We start from the raw sequence: 17510 nt of genomic DNA, 5'->3' as shown, positions 1-17510 counted from the left end.
TCTGATCCCTGTCTGCTTGGCGGCGTTCCGGATTACTTGTCGGCCTTGCGCGCCGCCAGGTCGTCGTCGAACCGGGCGCGGATCTCGTCGGCGACACCGGCGAGGTTGAGTTCGAAGGTGAAGCCCTGCTCGTACCGGTAGCTGCGGTGCACGTCCTGCGGGTCGATGCCGTTGAGCGCCCGCTTCGCCGCCCGGATCACCCTGCCGTCCTTGGCCGCGATGTTCTTGGCGACTTCCATTGCCGCGGCATCGAGTTCGGCGCGTGGCACCACCTGGTACACCGACCCGTAGTGCTGCAGCTGCTGCGCGGTGATGGTGCTCGCGGTGTAGAACAGCGCCCGCATCAGGTGCTGCGGCACCAGCCGGGACAGGTGCGTCGCGGCGCCGAGCGCGCCACGATCGACCTCGGGCAGCCCGAAAGTGGCGTCGTCCGAGGCGATCACCACGTCGGCGTTGCCGACCAGCCCGATGCCGCCGCCGAGGCAGAAGCCGTGCACCACCGCGATGACCGGCACCGGGCAGTCGTAGACCGCCGCAAATGCCTCGAAGCAGCCATGATTCGCGTCGATCAGCGCCTGATGGCCCGGCTTGCTCTGGATTTCCTTGATGTCGACGCCCGCGTTGAATCCGCGATTCTCGGCGCGCAGCACCACGACTCGCGTTTCCCGGTCGCGCCCTGCCTCCCTGATCGCGTCGGCGATATCGAACCAGCCGTCGGTCGGTATCGCATTGACCGGCGGGTAGTCGACCGTGACCACGGTGATGCCGGTTGATTCGGAGTGACGGTTGATCCCCATCGCATGTCCCATCGTGTTTGGCCCGGCTTGTTCCTCGACGCAGCGCCCGATGGTGGTGAGCCCGGTGGCGAATACACCCAGCGCATTGGCAAAGCAAGCAGTTGCTTGGTAGGTTAGCACGGTGGCACTCGAAATCGACCTGGCCGACCGCATCGTTCTGGTGACCGGCGGCGTCCGCGGCGTCGGCGCGGGTGTGAGCAGGGTTTTTCTGGCGGCAGGCGCGACGGTGATCGCCTGTGCGAGGCGGCCCGCCGAGGCGCCGATCGAGGCCGACGGCCGTGCCATCGACTTCCTGTCCTGTGATATTCGCGACGCCGATTCCGTAGGTGTGTTGATCGATACAGTCCGCGAGCGCTACGGGCGCCTCGATTGCCTGGTCAACAACGCGGGCGGGGCCCCGTTCGCGCTGGCCGCCGACGCGAGCAAGAACTTCCACGCCAAGATCGTCGAGCTGAACCTGCTTGCGCCACTGCTGGTTTCCCAGGCCGCCAACGAGGTGATGCAGCAGCAGCCGGACGGCGGCTCGATCGTGAACATCTCCAGCGTCAGCGGCCACCGGCCGTCGCCGGGCACCGCCGCCTACGGCGCGGCCAAAGCGGGCATCGACAGCCTGACCGCGTCGCTCGCCGTCGAGTGGGCGCCCAAGGTGCGGCTCAACTCCCTGATCGTCGGCCCGGTCGACACCGAGCAGAGCCGGCTGCACTACGGCGACCAGGACGGCGTCGACGCGGTCGGCCGGACCATCCCGCTCGGCCGGATGGCGACGCCCGACGACGTCGGCCGCTGTGCGGCCTTCCTTGCCTCCCCGCTGGCCGCCTACGTCAGCGGCGCCGCCCTGCTGGTGCACGGCGGTGGTGAGCGCCCCGCCTTCCTGGCCGCGTCCACTGCGGCCGTCGGTCGGCAGTCCTGAAGACACAGAGATAAGAGGACAGATGGATACCGAGCAGATCTGCGCAGGCCGCACCGTCATCGTCACCGGCGCGGGCCGTGGCATCGGTCGTGCGCACGCGCTGGCCTTCGCCGCGGCGGGGGCCAGCGTGGTGGTCAACGACCTCGGCTCGGCGCTCGACGGCGCCGCGACCGGCGAGACGCCCGCCGAGCAGGTGGTCGCGGAGATCGTGGCGCTCGGCGGCAGCGCCGTGGCGAACGGCGACGACATCGCGGACTGGGACGGCGCCCGGCGGCTGGTCCGGCAGGCCGTCGACACCTTCGGCGGGCTGCACGTGCTGGTCAACAATGCCGGCTTCGTCCGCGATCGGATGCTGGTCAACCTCGGCGAGGACGAATGGGATGCGGTGATCCGCGTCCACCTCAAGGGACATTTCGTGACCATGCGGCACGCCATCGAGTACTGGCGCGGGGAAGCCAAGGCAGGCCGCCCTGTCGACGGCCGCATCATCAACACCAGCTCGGGCGCGGGGCTGCAAGGCAGCGTCGGTCAGGGCAATTACGGTGCCGCGAAGGCCGGTATTGCGGGACTTACGCTGACGGCCGCCGCAGAGTTCGCTCGCTACGGTGTCACAGTAAACGCGATCGCCCCCGCCGCACGCACCAGGATGACCGAGGGCGTCTTCGCGGAGACGATGGCCAAGCCGGACGAGGGCTTCGACGCGATGGCTCCGGAGAACGTCTCGCCGCTCGTCGTCTGGCTCGGCAGCCCACAATCGGCGGGCGTGACCGGACGCATGTTCGAGGTGGAGGGCGGCAGGGTGGCGCTGGCCGACGGATGGCGGCACGGCGTCGCGGTCGATCGGGGCGCGCGGTGGGCACCCGAGGAGCTCGGCCCGGTGGTTGCTGGCCTGATAGCCAAGGCGATGCTGCCGGAGGCAGTATACGGGGCCTGATCGGGCATCCGCCCTTCTTCCTCCGGGCGTAACAGTAGGGGTTTATCATGGGCCCCGATCCGTTAAAAGTCCCGTGTGAGAGTCGCGACCGGGCAAGATCTGCGCTTTATCACTGAGGGGAAGGCTCGGCGCATGACCATAGGTCGCACACTCCGTGTAGTGGCAGTAGCTGGGATTGTGGCCGGCTTTGCGCTGCTGGGGCCGGTCGCGGCCGAGGCACAGCCGTCGGGCAAGTGCCCGCAGTGCGCCGCTGACCCCGCTCCGCCGCCCTACGACACCGGGGGTTGGCAATCGCTGTCCGTTCCTGGACAGCCGTCCCAAGTGAGCGCGGTACCCACCAATCCCGCTATCGGCTCCGGCTCGGCCGCTGGCTCCGCCGCCGGTTCGGCGGCGGCAGGTGGCTCGGCGGCGGCCGGTTCGGCAGGTGCTGCCGCAAGCTCGGCCGGACTCGCCGCGGTCCTCGCCACCGGCTCCACTGGTCTCGGTGTGACTCTTGGCACAGGTTCGGCCGGACTCGGTGTGATCCTCGGCACCGGGTCGGCCGCGCTCGGCGCGACAGGTTCCGCCGGGGCAGCGGCCCTCGCCGCGACAGGTTCCGCCGGTGTCGGCGCATTGGCCGCGACCGGTTCTGCGGGCGCCGCTGCGCTCGGCGCCACCGGTTCTGCGGCCGCCGGCGCGCTGGCGACTGGCTCCGCCGCCGTCGGTTCCGCCGGAATCGGTATCGGCACAACAGGTTCGGCCGCACTCGGTTCCGCAGGCGTTGGCTCGGCCGGCGTCGGTTCTGCCGCAACCGGTTCTGCCGCAGTGGGTTCCGCCGCGGTCGGCTCGGCGGCCGTCGGTTCCGCGACCCCGCTGCTGCTCCTACTGATCCCTATCCCGCCACCGCCGGTGGTTCCCGTGCCGCCGCCCGTCGTTGTCCCGCCGGTACCGGTTCCCGCCGTGCCCGCGATCCCGGCGCTGCCGGTGGTCGCACCGCCGGTTCCCGCCGCGGCGCCTGCCCCGCCGCCCGCGCCACCTGCGCCGCCGCCGGTGCTTGCCGCACCCGCCGCGCCGAACCCGGCCGTGCGTCCGACGAGCGCGAGCGACCTGCTCCCCGAACCGAAACTGCTGTCCGTCATCGGCGGCCTGCTCGCGCTCGGACTTGCCGGAATCGGTTCCGGCGTAGTCAGTTTCCAGGGCGCCGCGGCCGCACAGGCCAGAGTCGACGCCGCCCGTGCCATGTTCTTCCCGAGGCCGTGAGGGGTAGGTCATGACTGAGCGACGGATGCCGGAACCGAGCGCCAGCGAGGTGCAGGCATGAGTGAGAGCAAGACGCAGAGCACGTCACGGTCCTACCGCCGGGTCGCGGCCGCGGTCGACGCCGTGTGTGCGGTCGCCGCCGACTCCGACGCCACCACCTTGGACGAGGTGGTGCTGGCGATCGCGAGCGAGCGGCACCGCGAAATCGAAATCGCCAGTGCGCAATTGGGGCCAGGCGTGTGCGGCCAGCGCAGGCTCTACCCGGATCGGGACGTGATCGTGCTCGCGCAGCGGCTGCCGAGCCGGGAGCACACGCTGGCACATGAGTTGGGGCACATCGTGTTCGACCACGAGGGCGCGCCGGCGCCCGAGGTGACGCTTGAGGCCAGCGACGATCTGATCGCCTACATGCTGAGCCAGCGGGCGCACCAGCAGATCCTCGACGATGGCGCGGACGAGCTCGCCGAGTGGGAGGCCGAGACCTTCGCCGCCATGCTGATGACCCGACTCCGCGTGTTCAACAGCCGAGGCGCAGGCGTCTCGGTCCTTCGATTCGATGAGGCGCTGGGATGACCTTGTGGTTGACCGCTCTTCTGGTATGGATGGCTGCCGGGGCGCGGGTGGGACGCGTGCTGGTGAAACCCGCGACGACGGCCCGGGTGGCCATTGTCGTAGCGGTCGCCGCCGTTGCGCTCGCCGCGACCGTCGCGGTTCCCGAGATCGCGGTGGCCGTCGACAACCTGCTGCCGCACGGCGTGCACGCGGGCTGGCTCTCCGACGGCGTGGTGGTCTCGGCCTGGATCGCGTTCGTCACCGCCACCTCGGTGGTGGCGTCGGCGGCCTGGCCGGTGGTCTCCCGGCGGAACCTGCGCCAGGTGGCCCTGGTGATCTACAGCGTCGGTCTCGCGGCGGTCGCCGCGACCATCGCGTGGTCGTTCACCTTCGGCTGGGAGGTTGTCACCGTCGGCGCGGTGTTCGTGGTGATCACCGGCCTGCGCAACCTCGACTGGACCACCCTCGGTCGCGGCATCGCGATCTACACCGCGGGCACCGCGGTGGTCGCGGTCCTCGCGTTCCTGCAGGTGCGGCGCGAGTTCACCGACGCGACCAGGGTGCCGCCGGGCAATCCGACGTGGGCTTGGCCGGCCTGGGAGGTGGCCAGCCTGCTCATCGCGTTCGGTGCGGTGTGGATCGTGGTGGAGCTGTGGGTGCGGGCGCGGGTGCTGCTGCGCCAGATTCGGCCGTTGCACCGCATGATGGTCGGTCGCTTCCCCGAGGTGGTCGCGCACGATCAGACCGGCAGCTCGACGCAGCTGAGGGCGTCCGACCAAGTGGCGCAAATCATGGACGCGCTCTATCTCCAGTCCGGCGGGGGCGTGGTGCTCGCCGCGGTCGGGCCGCCGCCGCGGTCGATCACCGACCGCGCGGACACGGTGGCGCAGTGGGCGAGAAACCCGTTGGGTGATGTGGCGCTGGATGCTCGGTGGATTGCTCCGCCGGAGGGGATTAGTCCGCGCGGTTGGGTTCAGGCCATCGCTCGGGCCTATGACACGACAACCGCAGAGCCGGTCCGGAATTGATCAACGGGCCGGTCGGTGATCAACAACACCGGGCTGTGATCAACTCGACGGAAAACTCGTAGGGCGCTTCAGTATTCAATCAGTTCGACGCAGCACGAAAATCCGGTTCGGCGCGAAGGCCGGACTCCGTGCTGCGTCGAATACGCTTATCCTGGTGGATGTTCCACTAGTCGTCGCAACCCGCTCGGTGCGAGCCCCCATTTTTCCGGGCACGGCTGTAGAGCCGCCGTGCCGATCTCCCGCCTGGCGTGCGCATAACACAGCACAGTGCGACCCTGCGGGGCCGCACTGTGCTTCCGTGCACCTGAGCCTATTCGGTGCCATCCGGAGGAATTTCGGGCAAGCCTTCACTTGCCCGCAACTTCTCCGCCATGGAGGTGAGTAGGTTCTGAGATTCTTCGGACAGGTCGAACGCTCTACTCGACAGCCGTCGCAGTCCGTAGCCCTGCAGCTGGGACAGCAACTCCAGATCGTGGTCGATCTTGGCGGCATAGATGTCGTTGAAGAAGTAGTCCGGCTTGACCTTGAAGAACTTCGCCAGGGCGGCCACCGTCTCATCGGACGGGTTCGTCCGTTGTCCCGACCGCAACTGCGACAGGTACGGTTTCGAGATCGGATGTCCGGAGGCCGTCAACGCAGCCGCAACCTCCGCGTTGGTGTGCGGCTTACGCCCCGGGGGATGCACGGTTTCGAACAGCTTGTTCAGCCGCGCCGCGAAATCAGCCATTGTGAGCCGCCCAATTCCCTTCGCTGTACTAACAGTCGTTATCTCGGATACGTATCATTGATATTAGCGGCTCAGTAACTGAAAACCTACGCCTGATTCCGGATTTCCTTGAAGCTTCTAGGTGCCGGTCGGGCGAAGGTACTGGGACCGTCGCGTTTGCGGGTCACCCCAACGGCTCTCGAGAAGCCGAGGTACGGCCCAGTTCTGGCCCGTCCTGGAGGTCTTGCCCGCGCCACCTATGATAGCGGAAAGATAGCTGACAAGTCATCTAGTTCATCGACCTCGGCAATGTGTGGCGTACGACACGTTTTTGGGCCTGGGGGATGAACGTTCAACAAGCCGGTTTCGGGCGGTTGAACGCTCTATAGCCGTTCGATGATGGTCCCTGTCGCCATTGCGCCACCGGCACACATCAGCACCATCGCGGTGCTGCGGCCCGTTCGCTCCAGTTCGTGCAAAGCCGTTGTGATGAGCCGGGATCCAGTCGAGCCCACTGGATGGCCGAGCGCGATCGCGCCGCCGTTGACGTTGACCCGATCCATGTCCGGCTGATGCACCGAAGCCCACGACAGCGCCACCGACGCGAAGGCTTCGTTGATCTCGAACAGGTCGATGTCTCCGATGGTCATCCCCGATCGCTCCAACAGGCGGCTGCAGGCCTGCACCGGGCCGTCGAGATGGAACTCGGGCTCACCGCCGACCAGGGCCTGGGTCACGATCCGTGCCCTCGGCCGCAGGCCCGCGCGCTGCGCGGCGGCCTCGTCCATCAGCAGCACGGCGGCGGCGCCGTCGGAAATCTGCGAGGAGCTGCCCGCGGTGTGGATGCCGCCCTCTAGCACCGGCTTCAGCTTGGCGAGACCTTCGACGGTGGTCTCCCGCAGGCCCTGATCCCGTGATACATCAAGCTTTTCGCCGGTCAAGGCGCCTGCTTTGTCGACGGCAGGCGCGGTGACCGTGAGCACCTCGCGATCGAAGCGTCCCTCGGCCCAGGCCTGCCCGGCCAGGCGCTGCGAGCGCGCGCCGAACTCGTCGACGTCGGCGCGAGTGATGCCGCGGCGCTTGGCAATCCGTTCGGCCGCCTCGAACTGGTTCGGCAGGTCGATGTTCCAGGACGCAGGCCTGCGCGGCCCGGCGTTCTCGCCGACGTTGGCGCCGAGGGGAACCCGGCTCATCGCCTCGATGCCGCAGGCCATGCCGATGTCGATGGCGCCGGTCGCGATCAGCCCGGCGATGAGATGGTTCGCCTGCTGCGCGGAGCCGCACTGCGCGTCGATGGTGGTCGCGCCGACCTGCCACGGCAGTCCGGCGTGCAGCCACGCGACGCGGGTCACGTTGTTGGACTGCTCACCCGCCTGGGTGACGCAGCCGCCGATGACCTGTTCGACCAGTGCTGGATCCAGGTGCGCCCGTTCGAGCAGTCCGCGCTGGGCCACGCCGAGCAGTTCGGCGGCGTGCAGGCCGGCGAGCCAGCCGCCGCGCTTGCCGATGGGGGTGCGAGCGGCCTCGACGATGACGGGTGTGCCCATGTCCAACCTTTCATCTGGGACAGAAAACTGAAACGAGTTCATGAGGGTGATCGAAGGCGGTTCTGTCCGGTTTCTTTCCTCATACTGCCGCCTATGCTTCAATGATTATAGAACGTGTTTCAGTTTGTCGAAGGAGACATCTGGTGGTAGATCCTCGGAATATCCGGCCGAATCTGCCGGACGGATTCGACGTCACGGACCCGGACATCTATGCCGAGCGTGTTCCGGTCGAAGAGTTCGCCGAGCTACGTCGCACCGCCCCGATCTGGTGGAACCCGCAGCCGCCCGAGGTCAGTGGCTTCCATGACGAAGGCTTCTGGGTCGTCAGCAAGCACGCCGATGTCAAAGAGGTGTCCCGGCGCAGCGAGGTGTTCTCCACCTACGAGAACACCGCCATCCCGCGCTTCAACGACGACATCACCCGCGAGCAGATCGAACTGCAGCGGTTCGTCCTGATCAACAAGGACGCCCCCGAGCACACGAAACTGCGCAAGATCATTTCCCGTGGCTTCACCCCGCGTGCGATCAACGGTCTGCGCGCCGAACTTTCGGCACGCGCCGAGCAGATCGTCAAAGCCGCCGCCGAGTCGGGGACCGGCGACTTCGTCGCTCAGGTCGCCTGTGAACTGCCGCTGCAGGCCATCGCCGAGCTGATCGGTGTCCCGCAGGAAGATCGGATGAAGGTCTTCACCTGGTCCAACGACATGACCGGCTACGACGACCCGGACAACGACGCCGATCCGGTCATGGCCTCGGCCGAAATCCTCGGCTACGCATACCAAATGGCCGCCGCGCGCAAGGAGAATCCGGCCAACGACCTCGTCACCACGCTGATCGAGGCCGACGTCGACGGCGACAAGCTCAGCGAGGAAGAGTTCGGCTTCTTCGTGATCATGCTGGCCGTCGCGGGCAACGAGACGACCCGCAACGCCATCACGCACGGCATGAACGCCTTCATGGAGCACCCGGAGCAGTGGGAGCTCTTCAAGAAGGAGCGCCCGGCCACCGCCGCCGACGAGATCATCCGCTGGGCCACCCCGGTCACCTCGTTCCAGCGGACCGCGCTGGAGGACACCGAGCTCGGCGGCGTGCCGATCAAGAAGGGCGAGCGGCTGGTCATGCTGTACCGGTCGGCCAACTTCGACGAGGACGTGTTCGAGCACCCGGAGCAGTTCGACATCATGCGAAAGGACAACCAGCACTTGTCCTTCGGCGGCACCGGCGCGCACTTCTGTGTCGGCGCGAACCTGGCCAGGCTCGAGGTCGATCTGATCTTCAATGCGATCGCCGATCACCTGCCCGACATCAGCAAGGTCGGCGACCCGAAGCGGCTGCGTTCCGGCTGGCTCAACGGCATCAAGGAATTTCCGGTCGACTACAAGACCGTCGCGGGCTGAGCACGCGACAAGGGCCCTCGCTCCGGTAGTCCCAGCCGGATCGAGGGCCCTTCGCCTGCAGGTCTGTTCAGCCGATCTTCTTCGCGGTGGCCATCGCGCGGTCCACTTCCCAGAAGGCGCGCAGCGCGGCGATCTTGCCGGAATCGTCGACCCGGTAAGTGAATACGCCGTCGGCGTCGATCTGATGACCGCCGAGCGTGCTGCGGATGGTGCCGGTGAAGGCGATCTCGTTGCCGCATGCGAACGAGTCGGTGAACAGGAATTCGATCAACTCGGTCTGTGCTATCGCCTTGTCCCAGAAGGCGGCGATCGCCGCCTTGCCGCGATGGCCCTTACCTTCCGGGTCGAAACCTGAAGGGCCGATGGGATCTTCGACGATGCCGTCCTCGGCGAACAACGCGACCCACGCGTCCTTGTCCCTGGCCCGGACCGCGGCCTGCGAGGCGAGCCCTGCCGTCCTGGCCGGATGATCGGTGGTCGTGGTCACTTCGATACCTCCGCGACAATGGGATCGTCGATGTGCGCCGCGGCGAATCGGCGCAGCGAGTCCTGTTTGGCGGCAAGCTCGCCGTCGAAGCCGATGCCTTCGGCGAGCCAAGGAATGACGATCGCGTCTGTCACGCCCGCGTCGGCCAGGTCCTGGTAACCCGCGCGTCCGAACCGGTCGACGCACACCGCCTGGATCTCGAACGGGTCGGTGCCACGGCCGAATTCGGCGCGCAGCGCGTCGAGCTTGCCGATGGTGCGGCACAGCTCGTCGTAGGTCATCATCGCCGAGGCCCAGCCGTCGCCGACCCGGGCGGCCCGGCGCAGCGCCACCTCGGTGTGGCCGCCGATGTAGAACGGCACCTGCTCGGTCGGCGCCGGGCTGACCTGCAACGGATCGAAGTCGAAGAACTCGCCGTGGTATTCGACCATGCCGCCGTCGAGCACCAGCTTGATGACCTCGATCATCTCGTCGACCCGGGCGCCGCGCCTGGCGTAAGGCACCCCGCACCACTCGAATTCCTCCGGTGCCCAGCCGATTCCGACGCCGAACCCGAAGCGGTTCCCCGACATCGCGGCGACCGACCCGACCTGCCTGGCCAGCAGCAACGGATTGCGCGACCCGAGCTTGAGCACGTTGGTGTAGAATCGAATCCGACTGGTCGCCACCGCCATCGCCGTGGCCCCGATCAGCGGATCGACCCACGGCGTCTCCGGGCCCCAAAACCGGCTGCCGTCAGCGGTGTACGGATACTTCGCCGCCGCGGACTGCATGTAGAACAACGAATCGGGCAGTGCGATCGACGAGAACCCGCACTCTTCTGCGGTCTTCGCCAACTCGGTCAGCTGATCCAGCGGGCTGAGCGCGATCCCCAGCGTGAACTTCAGTGGACTCATGACGGCGCCTCAGCTCGGCTTCGTCGAGCCGACAACCCACAGGGAGAAGTACTGGGAGCCGCCACCATAGGCGTGTCCGAGTGCCTTCTGCGCGCCGTCGACCTGGTACGCGCCCGCCCGGCCCATCACCTGCTTGGCCGCCTCGGCGAACCGAATGAGCCCGGACGCCCCGATCGGATTCGAGGACAACACCCCGCCTGACGGGTTGACCGGCAGAATGCCGCCGATCTCGGTCTCACCCTTGTCGGTCAGCTTCCAGCCGTCACCCTGCGGCACGAAGCCGAGGTTCTCCAGCCACATCGGCTCGAACCAGGAAAACGGCACGTAGATCTCGGCGACGTCGATCTCGGTGAGCGGGTCGGAGATTCCGGCCGCCTGCCACAGCGCGGCGGCCGCGTCGCGCCCGGCCTGCGGATTGACCTGGTCGCGTCCGGCGAAGGTGGTCGGCTCGGTCCGCATCGCGGTGCCGTGCACCCACGCGACCTTCTTGCCGGTCGCCTCGACCGCGGCGGCCGCGTCTTCGTCGCCGAGCACGATGGCGCACGCGCCGTCGGAGGAGGGGCAGGTTTCGTCGAAACGGATAGGGTCCCAAAGCATCTGGGAGGCCAGCACCGATTCCAGCGTGATGTCGGGCTGCTTCAGGTGCGCGTGCGGGTTCTTCGCGCCGTTGCGGCGATCCTTGACCGCGACCATCGCGCCGATGTGGCTCGGTGCGTTCGAGCGTCGGATGTAGGAGCGCACGTGCGGTGCGAAGTAACCGCCGGCGCCCGCGCCGACCGGCATGGTGAAGGGAACCGGAATCGACAACGCCCACATGGCATTCGACTCCGACTGCTTTTCCCAGGCGATCGCGAGCACGCGCTTGTGTACCCCGGCCTGCACCAGGTTGGCCGCGACCACGCCGGTCGAGCCGCCGACGGAACCGGCGGTGTGCACGCGCAAGAGCGGTTTTCCGCTGGCGCCCAACGCATCTGCCATATACAGCTCGGGCATCATGACGCCCTCGAACAGGTCGGGCGCCTTGCCGACCACGACCGCGTCGATATCGGCGATGGTGAGGCCTGCGTCGTCGAGCGCACGATCGATCGCCTCGCGACACATGCCCGCCATCGATACGTCGGCACGTTTCGTCACGTGATGGGTTTGTCCGGTGCCGAGCACCGCGGCCGGGACACTCATCGGGTCGCCTCCGATTCCAAGACGGTCACAAGGTTCTGCTGCAGCGCAGGGCCGCTGGTGGCATGGGCCAGTGCGCGATTCGCGTCGCCGGCAATGATCGCCGTCGCCGCGAAGCCGATGCGTTCGAGGCCAGCGGCGAACATCGGATTGGCCGCGAGCGCGCCGCCCGACGGGTTGACCCTGGTGCCGTTCGTCAGGCCGATCGCCTCCGCGAGGATCAGCTGCTGATGGCTGAACGGCGCGTGCAGTTCGGCGATGTCGAATCCGCTCGCATCGCCGCCGGTAATCGCCTGTGCGGCAGCGGAAGTGGAGGGGGAGACGGTGAGATCGCGGGCGCCGAGCACCGGGGTGTCCACCCGATGGGCCATGCCGGTGATCCACGCGGGACGCTCGCAGAGTTCGCGGGCGCGATCGCCCACCGCGAGCACCACCGCGGCGGCACCGTCGGTGATCGGTGCGACATCGTGCGCGCGTAGTGGATCAGCGACATAGGGTGTGCCGAGCAGACTTTCGACGTCGCCGTCGGCACCCGCGGCCACCGCCGCCATATCGCGTTCGGTCCAGCGGCCCGCGTCGAGCCCGGCCCTGGCCTGCAGACCGGCGATGGACAGCGCGTCCGGCCACAGCGGGGTCACCAGGTACGGATCGAGCTGCATGGTGAGGACCTGGCGCAGCGTGCCCGCCGACGATTTACCGAAGCCGTAGACCAGCGCGGTCTTCGCCTGTCCCGAGCGGAGCTTCACCCACGCCTCGTACAGCGCCCATGCGGCGTCCATCTCCACGTGCGATTCGTTGATCGGCGGCACCGCGCCGATCGCGTCGATCGCGCTGATGAACGAAAAAGCGCGTCCGGCAAGATAATCCGAGGATCCGGAGCACCAGAAGTCGATATCGGACTTGGTGATGCCCAACTGGCTGTACAGCTGCTGGAAGCAGGGCACCAGCATCTCCACACCGTTGGTGGTGCCGAAGGTTTCCGGCACGTGCGGTGCGTGGGCGAATCCCACGACCGCGATGTCGGTGGCGTTGTCAGTCAACGGTCGCCTCTCTCAGAGGTGGTGCTTGTAGGTCTCGTAGTCGGCATCCGGTTCGCCGGACGGGCGGAAGTGGTCGACGTTCTCCAGGCCGAAGCCCCACTCCTCGCGCGGCTTCCACACCGCTTCCACTCGCATGCCCATCCGGACTTCGCTTGCCTCGCAACCGAGTACGAGATGCAGCACCGGAATGTCCGCGCCGTCGAGCAGCACGTAGGCGGCCACGTACGGTGGCTTGATCCGCTGGCCGAGGAACGGCACGTTCACGATGCAGAATGTGGTGACCGTGCCGCGGTCGGGCAGTTCGACGACCTCGTCGGTCGGCCTGCCGTCGGTCGGGTTGGCGCCGCGCGGCGGGAAATAGACCTTGCCTGCGGCGTCGGTGCGGCCGCCGAGCAGCTTGCCCTCGGCCAGTCCGCGCAGGTAAACGGTCTCCTGCGGGGACGCGGTGTGCTTGTATGCGAGGTCGACCGGCGTGGTGATCATGGTGACCGGTTCATCGGTGCTCGCAGCGGATGCTGTTGGCGTGGAAGGCTTTTCGCCTGGTTCGAAGCAGGCGATGTCGTGGATGCTTCCGGTGGTCTCCGCGGCCCACCGGACGACCACCCGCATGCCGGTCTGGATGTCTTCGGGCCCAGCGACATCGACGGCATGCAGCAGTGCGGTGTCCGCGCCGTCCAGTTTGATCAGCGCCCAGGCGAACGGTCGATCGAAAGGCTGGCCGGCCAGCGGCTCGCGCACCCAGGTCCACGATTGGACGGTGCCGGTCTCGGCGACATCGACGAACTCGGTCAGCGCGGCGGACGTCACCGGGTCGTACTCCGGCGGCGGCACCAGCACCCGCCCGTCGGACCCGCGCACGCCAACGAGCTTCCTGGCGCGCAGGTTGGTCAGAAAGTGCCCGATCGTCGGCCCCACGGACCGCGTGTAGTCGAATCGCACCCGCAGAGGCGCGCTGAGTACATCAGGTGCGGTGTTCAAATCCGACCCTCTCTCATCCGCGATTACGCCGGATGCGGTATTCCCCTGAGTCACAATGTCGAGTAGAACAGGTTCTTATTCTGCTGGCAAGGTGCGGCATCGGTGACAGGCTGGGAGAGCGCCGCAAAATCAGGCACGGATGGTTGGAAAGAGGTCACGCATGAAGTTCGGATTGCAACTCGGGTACTGGATGGCGCAGCCCCCGCACAATGCGGGTGAGTTGGTGGTCGCGGCCGAGGCGGCCGGGTTCGACGCCGTGTTCGCCGCGGAGTCCTGGGGCTCGGACGCGTTCGGCCCACTGACCTGGTGGGGGTCGTCGACAGAGCGAGTACGGCTCGGCACCTCCGTCGTGCAGATGTCGGCCCGCACGCCCGCCGCGACCGCCATGCACGCGCTCACGCTTGATCACCTCAGCGGCGGCAGGGCCATCCTCGGCCTGGGAGTTTCCGGGCCGCAGGTGGTCGAGGGCTGGTACGGCCAGCCGTTCGCCAAGCCGTTGCAGCGGACCCGCGAATACGTGGGGATCATCCGGCGCATCCTCGAACGCGAGGCGCCGGTCACCAACGACGGGCCGAGCTACCCGCTGCCCTATCAGGGGCCGGGCTCGACCGGACTCGGCAAGCCGCTCAAGCCGATCGTGCACCCACTACGTGCGGATTTGCCGATCTGGCTGGGCGCGGAGGGCCCGAAGAACGTGGCGCTCACCGCGGAGATCGCCGACGGCTGGCTCGCCATCTACTACGCGCCACGCCTGGCGAACATGTACAACGATTGGCTCGACGAGGGCTTCGCCAGGGCAGGTGCGCGCCGGTCGCGCGAGGACTTCGAGATTGCCGCGAGTTGCCAGGTGGTGATCACCGACGATCCGAAGAGCGAACTCGAGAAAATGCGCTGGATCATGTCGCTCTACATCGGCGGCATGGGTGCCCCGGAGCAGAACTTCCACGCCCAGGTCTACCGGCGCATGGGTTACGAGCGTGAGGTCGACGAGATCAGCAGGCTGTTCCTGTCCGGCAAGAAGGCCGAGGCCGCCGCGGTGGTGCCGGATGAGCTGATTTTGGATACGGCAATCATCGGCGACGAGGAACATGTCCGTAAGCAACTCGGCGTCTGGTCGGCGGCAGGCGTCACGATGTTGCTCGTGTCCGTTCCCGATGTCGCACAATTACATCGCCTCGCGCCCCTTGTCGATATGTAGAACACGTTCTAGATTCAAAGCTATGACGGCGCAGGAGTCAGTGCAAATTCTCGGTCTGTGGAACATCGCCGAAGCCGAACCCGATCGGATCGCCATGGTCGATCCGGCGGGCCGGGAGGTGTCGTATCGCGAATTGGCCACGTTGGCCAACCGCTACGCCACCGGCCTGCGCGGTCTCGGCCTGGAAACCGGCGACGTGCTGGTCAGCATGGTGCACAACTGCGTGGAGGCGATCGCCGCCTACTTCGCGGCGTACCAGGCCGGGCTCTACATCGTCGCGGTCAACTGGCACCTCACCGGCCCCGAGGTCGCCTACATCCTGCAGGACAGCGAGGCGAAGGCCTTCCTGGCCAGCGACCGCTTCGCCGCCACCGCGACCGCAGCCGCCGACGAGGCGAAACTGCCTGCGGCGGCGCGCTTTTCGGTCGGCGAGATCGACGGCTTCAAATCGGTCGCCTGGCTCGGCGCCGCCGACACCGGACGCCCCTCCGACCGCAGCACCGGCGCCCCGATGCTCTACACCTCCGGAACCACCGGTCGCCCCAAGGGTGTTCGCCGCCCGCTCACCGGCGCGAACCCGGATGTCGTTCCGCTGCACACGATGGCGTTCTTCGGCCTGTTCGACCTGGCGCCGTACGACAATCACGTGCACATCTGCGGCTCACCGCTGTATCACACCGCGGTGCTGAACTACGCCACCATCTCGATTCAGCTGGCGCACAAGCTTATTCTGATGGACCGCTGGGATGCCGAGGACATGCTCCGGCTGATCGACAAGTACCGCGTGACGCACAGCCACATGGTCCCCACTCAGTTCCATCGCCTGCTCGCACTGCCCGAGGAAGTGCGCGCCAAATACGACATGTCCTCCCTGCGCAGCATGATTCACGGCGCCGCACCCTGCCCGCCGGAAACCAAGCGCAGGATGCTCGAATGGTGGGGACCGACCGTCACCGAGTACTACGCCGCCACCGAGGGCGGCGGCACCGTCATCAACGGCACCGAATGGCTGCAGAAGCCCGGCTCTGTCGGCAAGGCCTGGCCCTGGTCGGTGATCAAAGTCCTCAGCGAGGAAGACGGCTCCGAGCTGCCCGCAGGCGAAGCCGGCCTGGTCTACATGCAAATGGGTGGTTCCAGTTTCGAATACCACCACGACAAGGCCAAGACCGAGGACGCGCGCGTCGGCAACCTCTTCACCGTCGGCGACATCGGCCACCTGGACGAGGACGGCTACCTCTACCTGCATGACCGCCGCTCCGACCTGATCCTCTCCGGCGGGGTCAACATCTACCCGGCCGAAATCGAAAATGTCCTGGTCACCCACCCGAAGGTGGCCGACGTCGCCGTCTTCGGCATCCCCCACCCCGATTGGGGCGCCGAGGTGAAGGCCGTAGTCCAGCCCGCCCCCGGCATCGAAGGCACCGACGCCCTCACCACCGAGCTCCTGGCCTTCGCCGCAACCCAATTGGCGAAGTACAAGATGCCCAAGTCGGTCGACTACCTCCCCGAACTCCCACGCGACCCCAACGGCAAGCTCTACAAGCGCAAACTCCGCGACCGCTACGTCCCCTCCCAATAGCTCCAAGATCAACGGAACAAGATCATGGGGACCTGGTGGCGGCATTTCGCGACCCCCGCCACCAGTTCCCCCTCGATCGCTGGCACGCGGCGCCGCGTGCTACTTCAAGATCAAAGACCCAAATCCGCACCCCCTCTGTGGATCCGCACTGCTTCTAGCAGCCCAGAACGAGTGCGGATCCACAGAAGGGGTGCGGACTCATAGGTTCAAGGTCGAGAAGTGGACCCTTTCCTCGACGGTGTCCCATTGGCGCTGGCCACGATTCGCGAACGGGACATGGTCGAGGCGACACGCCGGTCTCGCCTCCACCATGTCCCGCTCGCCGCGGGCGTAGCCACCGAGCGGGACATGGTTGCGGTTAGCGGGTTGCCATTCGGCCATCTCGCCCGCACGCCCCGTCCGCACTTGCCACCCACAGCCGCGCTTCGACAGCGGCACGGCTGTTCGTTTGGTTGTTAGACGACCTCCGGAGCCGGGAAGTGATCTCGAGAATGTTGACGGGAGTCAAATGGTGCCTGTCGTGACGCATGCTGCAACCATGCGACTACCGCCAACGGGACGCGGCAACCATTTGACTACCGCCAACGAGACGCAGCAACCATTCGACCCCCGTTGATGGAGGTCGGCCAACCAGGGGACTCCCGCCGAATGCAGTGCCCGGCAGTCCATGTTGTGCAAAGACGTGGGCCCGACGATCTGGCGGCGTCCAGCCCAGCTCATGCTAGCTACGTCCCGCCCTGAGCGCCGTAGCACCCGAAACCAGCGCCGATCCCGAAAGCCACTGCTGACCTTCAGGTTTGCCCCAGACAATCCCTCCAGCCAGGCCAATCCGCACAGCTTGCAGCAGCCCAGAACGAGTGCAGATCCACAGGACGAGTACGGATTCCGAGAAGGGCTACGGATACTCGGGCTTGCCGCCAGGCAAGCCCGAGTGACGCCCGCCCGATCAGTGACGCCCGCCCGATCAGTGACGCCCGCCCGATCAGTGACGCCCGCCCGATCAGTGACGCCCGCCCGATCAGTGACGCCCGCCCGATCAGTGACGC

Annotated in this window: 16 protein-coding genes; 8 read left to right on the top strand and 8 right to left on the bottom strand. The window is 67.0% G+C overall.

Annotated features, from left to right (window positions below; translation table 11 throughout):
* Positions 1-32: 32 nt before the first annotated feature.
* On the bottom strand, positions 33-797 hold the full coding sequence (locus ACGFNJ_RS35915; RefSeq protein ID WP_069165391.1) for an enoyl-CoA hydratase family protein: 765 nt from the start codon (positions 795-797) through the stop codon (positions 33-35).
* Positions 798-918: 121 nt separating this feature from the next.
* Here ACGFNJ_RS35915 and ACGFNJ_RS35910 point away from each other — a divergent pair, with 121 nt between their 5' ends.
* The 5 genes from ACGFNJ_RS35910 to ACGFNJ_RS35890 all read left to right on the top strand — a co-directional run bounded on the left by ACGFNJ_RS35910 (position 919) and on the right by ACGFNJ_RS35890 (position 5460).
* Positions 919-1707, top strand: a complete 789-nt coding sequence (locus ACGFNJ_RS35910) for an SDR family oxidoreductase (protein WP_393458863.1) — start codon at positions 919-921, stop codon at positions 1705-1707.
* 22 nt (positions 1708-1729) lie between these two features.
* Positions 1730-2641 carry an SDR family oxidoreductase gene (locus ACGFNJ_RS35905; RefSeq protein WP_393458860.1) on the top strand — a complete coding sequence of 304 codons (912 nt, stop codon included), beginning with the start codon at positions 1730-1732 and terminating at the stop codon, positions 2639-2641.
* A gap of 159 nt (positions 2642-2800) precedes the next feature.
* Positions 2801-3880 (top strand): hypothetical protein, encoded by a 1080-nt coding sequence (locus ACGFNJ_RS35900; protein WP_393458857.1) that lies wholly within the window; start codon positions 2801-2803, stop codon positions 3878-3880.
* 57 nt (positions 3881-3937) lie between these two features.
* The gene (locus ACGFNJ_RS35895) at positions 3938-4453 is read left to right on the top strand and encodes an ImmA/IrrE family metallo-endopeptidase (protein WP_069167337.1); all 516 of its coding nucleotides are present in this window, start codon (positions 3938-3940) and stop codon (positions 4451-4453) included.
* Complete coding sequence (locus ACGFNJ_RS35890) at positions 4450-5460, top strand: hypothetical protein (protein WP_393458854.1); 1011 nt, start codon at positions 4450-4452, stop codon at positions 5458-5460. The genes ACGFNJ_RS35895 and ACGFNJ_RS35890 overlap by 4 nt, the downstream gene beginning before the upstream one ends.
* A 310-nt stretch (positions 5461-5770) precedes the next feature.
* Here ACGFNJ_RS35890 and ACGFNJ_RS35885 read toward each other — a convergent pair whose 3' ends face one another.
* Both ACGFNJ_RS35885 and ACGFNJ_RS35880 read right to left on the bottom strand, forming a co-directional pair.
* Entirely contained in the window at positions 5771-6187 is a 417-nt protein-coding gene (locus tag ACGFNJ_RS35885) for a helix-turn-helix domain-containing protein (RefSeq protein ID WP_011207048.1), read from the bottom strand.
* Between the two features lie 362 nt (positions 6188-6549).
* Positions 6550-7713, bottom strand: coding sequence for a steroid 3-ketoacyl-CoA thiolase (locus ACGFNJ_RS35880; RefSeq protein WP_393458851.1), 1164 nt, complete (start codon positions 7711-7713; stop codon positions 6550-6552).
* 143 nt (positions 7714-7856) lie between these two features.
* Between ACGFNJ_RS35880 and ACGFNJ_RS35875 the strand changes: the two genes are divergently transcribed.
* Positions 7857-9110, top strand: coding sequence for a cytochrome P450 (locus ACGFNJ_RS35875; RefSeq protein WP_393458848.1), 1254 nt, complete (start codon positions 7857-7859; stop codon positions 9108-9110).
* A 67-nt stretch (positions 9111-9177) separates the two neighbouring features.
* Here the strand turns inward: ACGFNJ_RS35875 and ACGFNJ_RS35870 are convergent, their stop codons facing one another.
* Genes ACGFNJ_RS35870 through ACGFNJ_RS35850 form a run of 5 tightly spaced genes read right to left on the bottom strand, consistent with a single transcriptional unit; the run spans position 9178 to position 13687 of the window.
* Entirely contained in the window at positions 9178-9597 is a 420-nt protein-coding gene (locus ACGFNJ_RS35870) for a nuclear transport factor 2 family protein (protein WP_393458845.1), read from the bottom strand.
* On the bottom strand, positions 9594-10484 hold the full coding sequence (locus ACGFNJ_RS35865; RefSeq protein WP_393459257.1) for a TIGR03619 family F420-dependent LLM class oxidoreductase: 891 nt from the start codon (positions 10482-10484) through the stop codon (positions 9594-9596). The genes ACGFNJ_RS35870 and ACGFNJ_RS35865 overlap by 4 nt, the downstream gene beginning before the upstream one ends.
* 18 nt (positions 10485-10502) lie before the next feature.
* On the bottom strand, positions 10503-11672 hold the full coding sequence (locus ACGFNJ_RS35860) for a thiolase domain-containing protein (RefSeq protein WP_393458842.1): 1170 nt from the start codon (positions 11670-11672) through the stop codon (positions 10503-10505).
* The gene (locus ACGFNJ_RS35855; RefSeq protein WP_393458839.1) at positions 11669-12709 is read right to left on the bottom strand and encodes a thiolase domain-containing protein; all 1041 of its coding nucleotides are present in this window, start codon (positions 12707-12709) and stop codon (positions 11669-11671) included. The genes ACGFNJ_RS35860 and ACGFNJ_RS35855 overlap by 4 nt, the downstream gene beginning before the upstream one ends.
* Positions 12710-12721: 12 nt before the next feature.
* Positions 12722-13687 carry a Zn-ribbon domain-containing OB-fold protein gene (locus ACGFNJ_RS35850; protein ID WP_393458836.1) on the bottom strand — a complete coding sequence of 322 codons (966 nt, stop codon included), beginning with the start codon at positions 13685-13687 and terminating at the stop codon, positions 12722-12724.
* 160 nt (positions 13688-13847) lie between these two features.
* On the opposite strand from ACGFNJ_RS35850, the gene ACGFNJ_RS35845 reads away from it, so the two are divergent.
* Both ACGFNJ_RS35845 and ACGFNJ_RS35840 read left to right on the top strand, forming a co-directional pair.
* Positions 13848-14885 carry an LLM class F420-dependent oxidoreductase gene (locus ACGFNJ_RS35845; RefSeq protein WP_393458833.1) on the top strand — a complete coding sequence of 346 codons (1038 nt, stop codon included), beginning with the start codon at positions 13848-13850 and terminating at the stop codon, positions 14883-14885.
* Between the two features lie 22 nt (positions 14886-14907).
* Positions 14908-16464 carry an acyl-CoA synthetase gene (locus tag ACGFNJ_RS35840; RefSeq protein ID WP_393458830.1) on the top strand — a complete coding sequence of 519 codons (1557 nt, stop codon included), beginning with the start codon at positions 14908-14910 and terminating at the stop codon, positions 16462-16464.
* The last annotated feature ends 1046 nt before the right edge of the window (positions 16465-17510 follow it).

Source organism: Nocardia sp. NPDC049149, assembly GCF_043197455.1.
Lineage (GTDB): Bacteria > Actinomycetota > Actinomycetes > Mycobacteriales > Mycobacteriaceae > Nocardia.
Note: the sequence above shows the minus strand (reverse complement) of the source record. Positions and strands in the feature narration are given on the sequence as shown.

What these genes read in the sequence shown, in the direction of transcription:
- ACGFNJ_RS35915 (WP_069165391.1), bottom strand. Translation starts at nt 797, where the DNA reads ATGGGGATCAACCGTCACTCCGAATCAACCGGCATCACCGTGGTCACG.
- ACGFNJ_RS35905 (WP_393458860.1), top strand. Translation starts at nt 1,730, where the DNA reads ATGGATACCGAGCAGATCTGCGCAGGCCGCACCGTCATCGTCACCGGC.
- ACGFNJ_RS35895 (WP_069167337.1), top strand. Translation starts at nt 3,938, where the DNA reads ATGAGTGAGAGCAAGACGCAGAGCACGTCACGGTCCTACCGCCGGGTC.
- ACGFNJ_RS35890 (WP_393458854.1), top strand. Translation starts at nt 4,450, where the DNA reads ATGACCTTGTGGTTGACCGCTCTTCTGGTATGGATGGCTGCCGGGGCG.
- ACGFNJ_RS35885 (WP_011207048.1), bottom strand. Translation starts at nt 6,187, where the DNA reads ATGGCTGATTTCGCGGCGCGGCTGAACAAGCTGTTCGAAACCGTGCAT.
- ACGFNJ_RS35880 (WP_393458851.1), bottom strand. Translation starts at nt 7,713, where the DNA reads ATGGGCACACCCGTCATCGTCGAGGCCGCTCGCACCCCCATCGGCAAG.
- ACGFNJ_RS35860 (WP_393458842.1), bottom strand. Translation starts at nt 11,672, where the DNA reads ATGAGTGTCCCGGCCGCGGTGCTCGGCACCGGACAAACCCATCACGTG.
- ACGFNJ_RS35845 (WP_393458833.1), top strand. Translation starts at nt 13,848, where the DNA reads ATGAAGTTCGGATTGCAACTCGGGTACTGGATGGCGCAGCCCCCGCAC.
- ACGFNJ_RS35840 (WP_393458830.1), top strand. Translation starts at nt 14,908, where the DNA reads ATGACGGCGCAGGAGTCAGTGCAAATTCTCGGTCTGTGGAACATCGCC.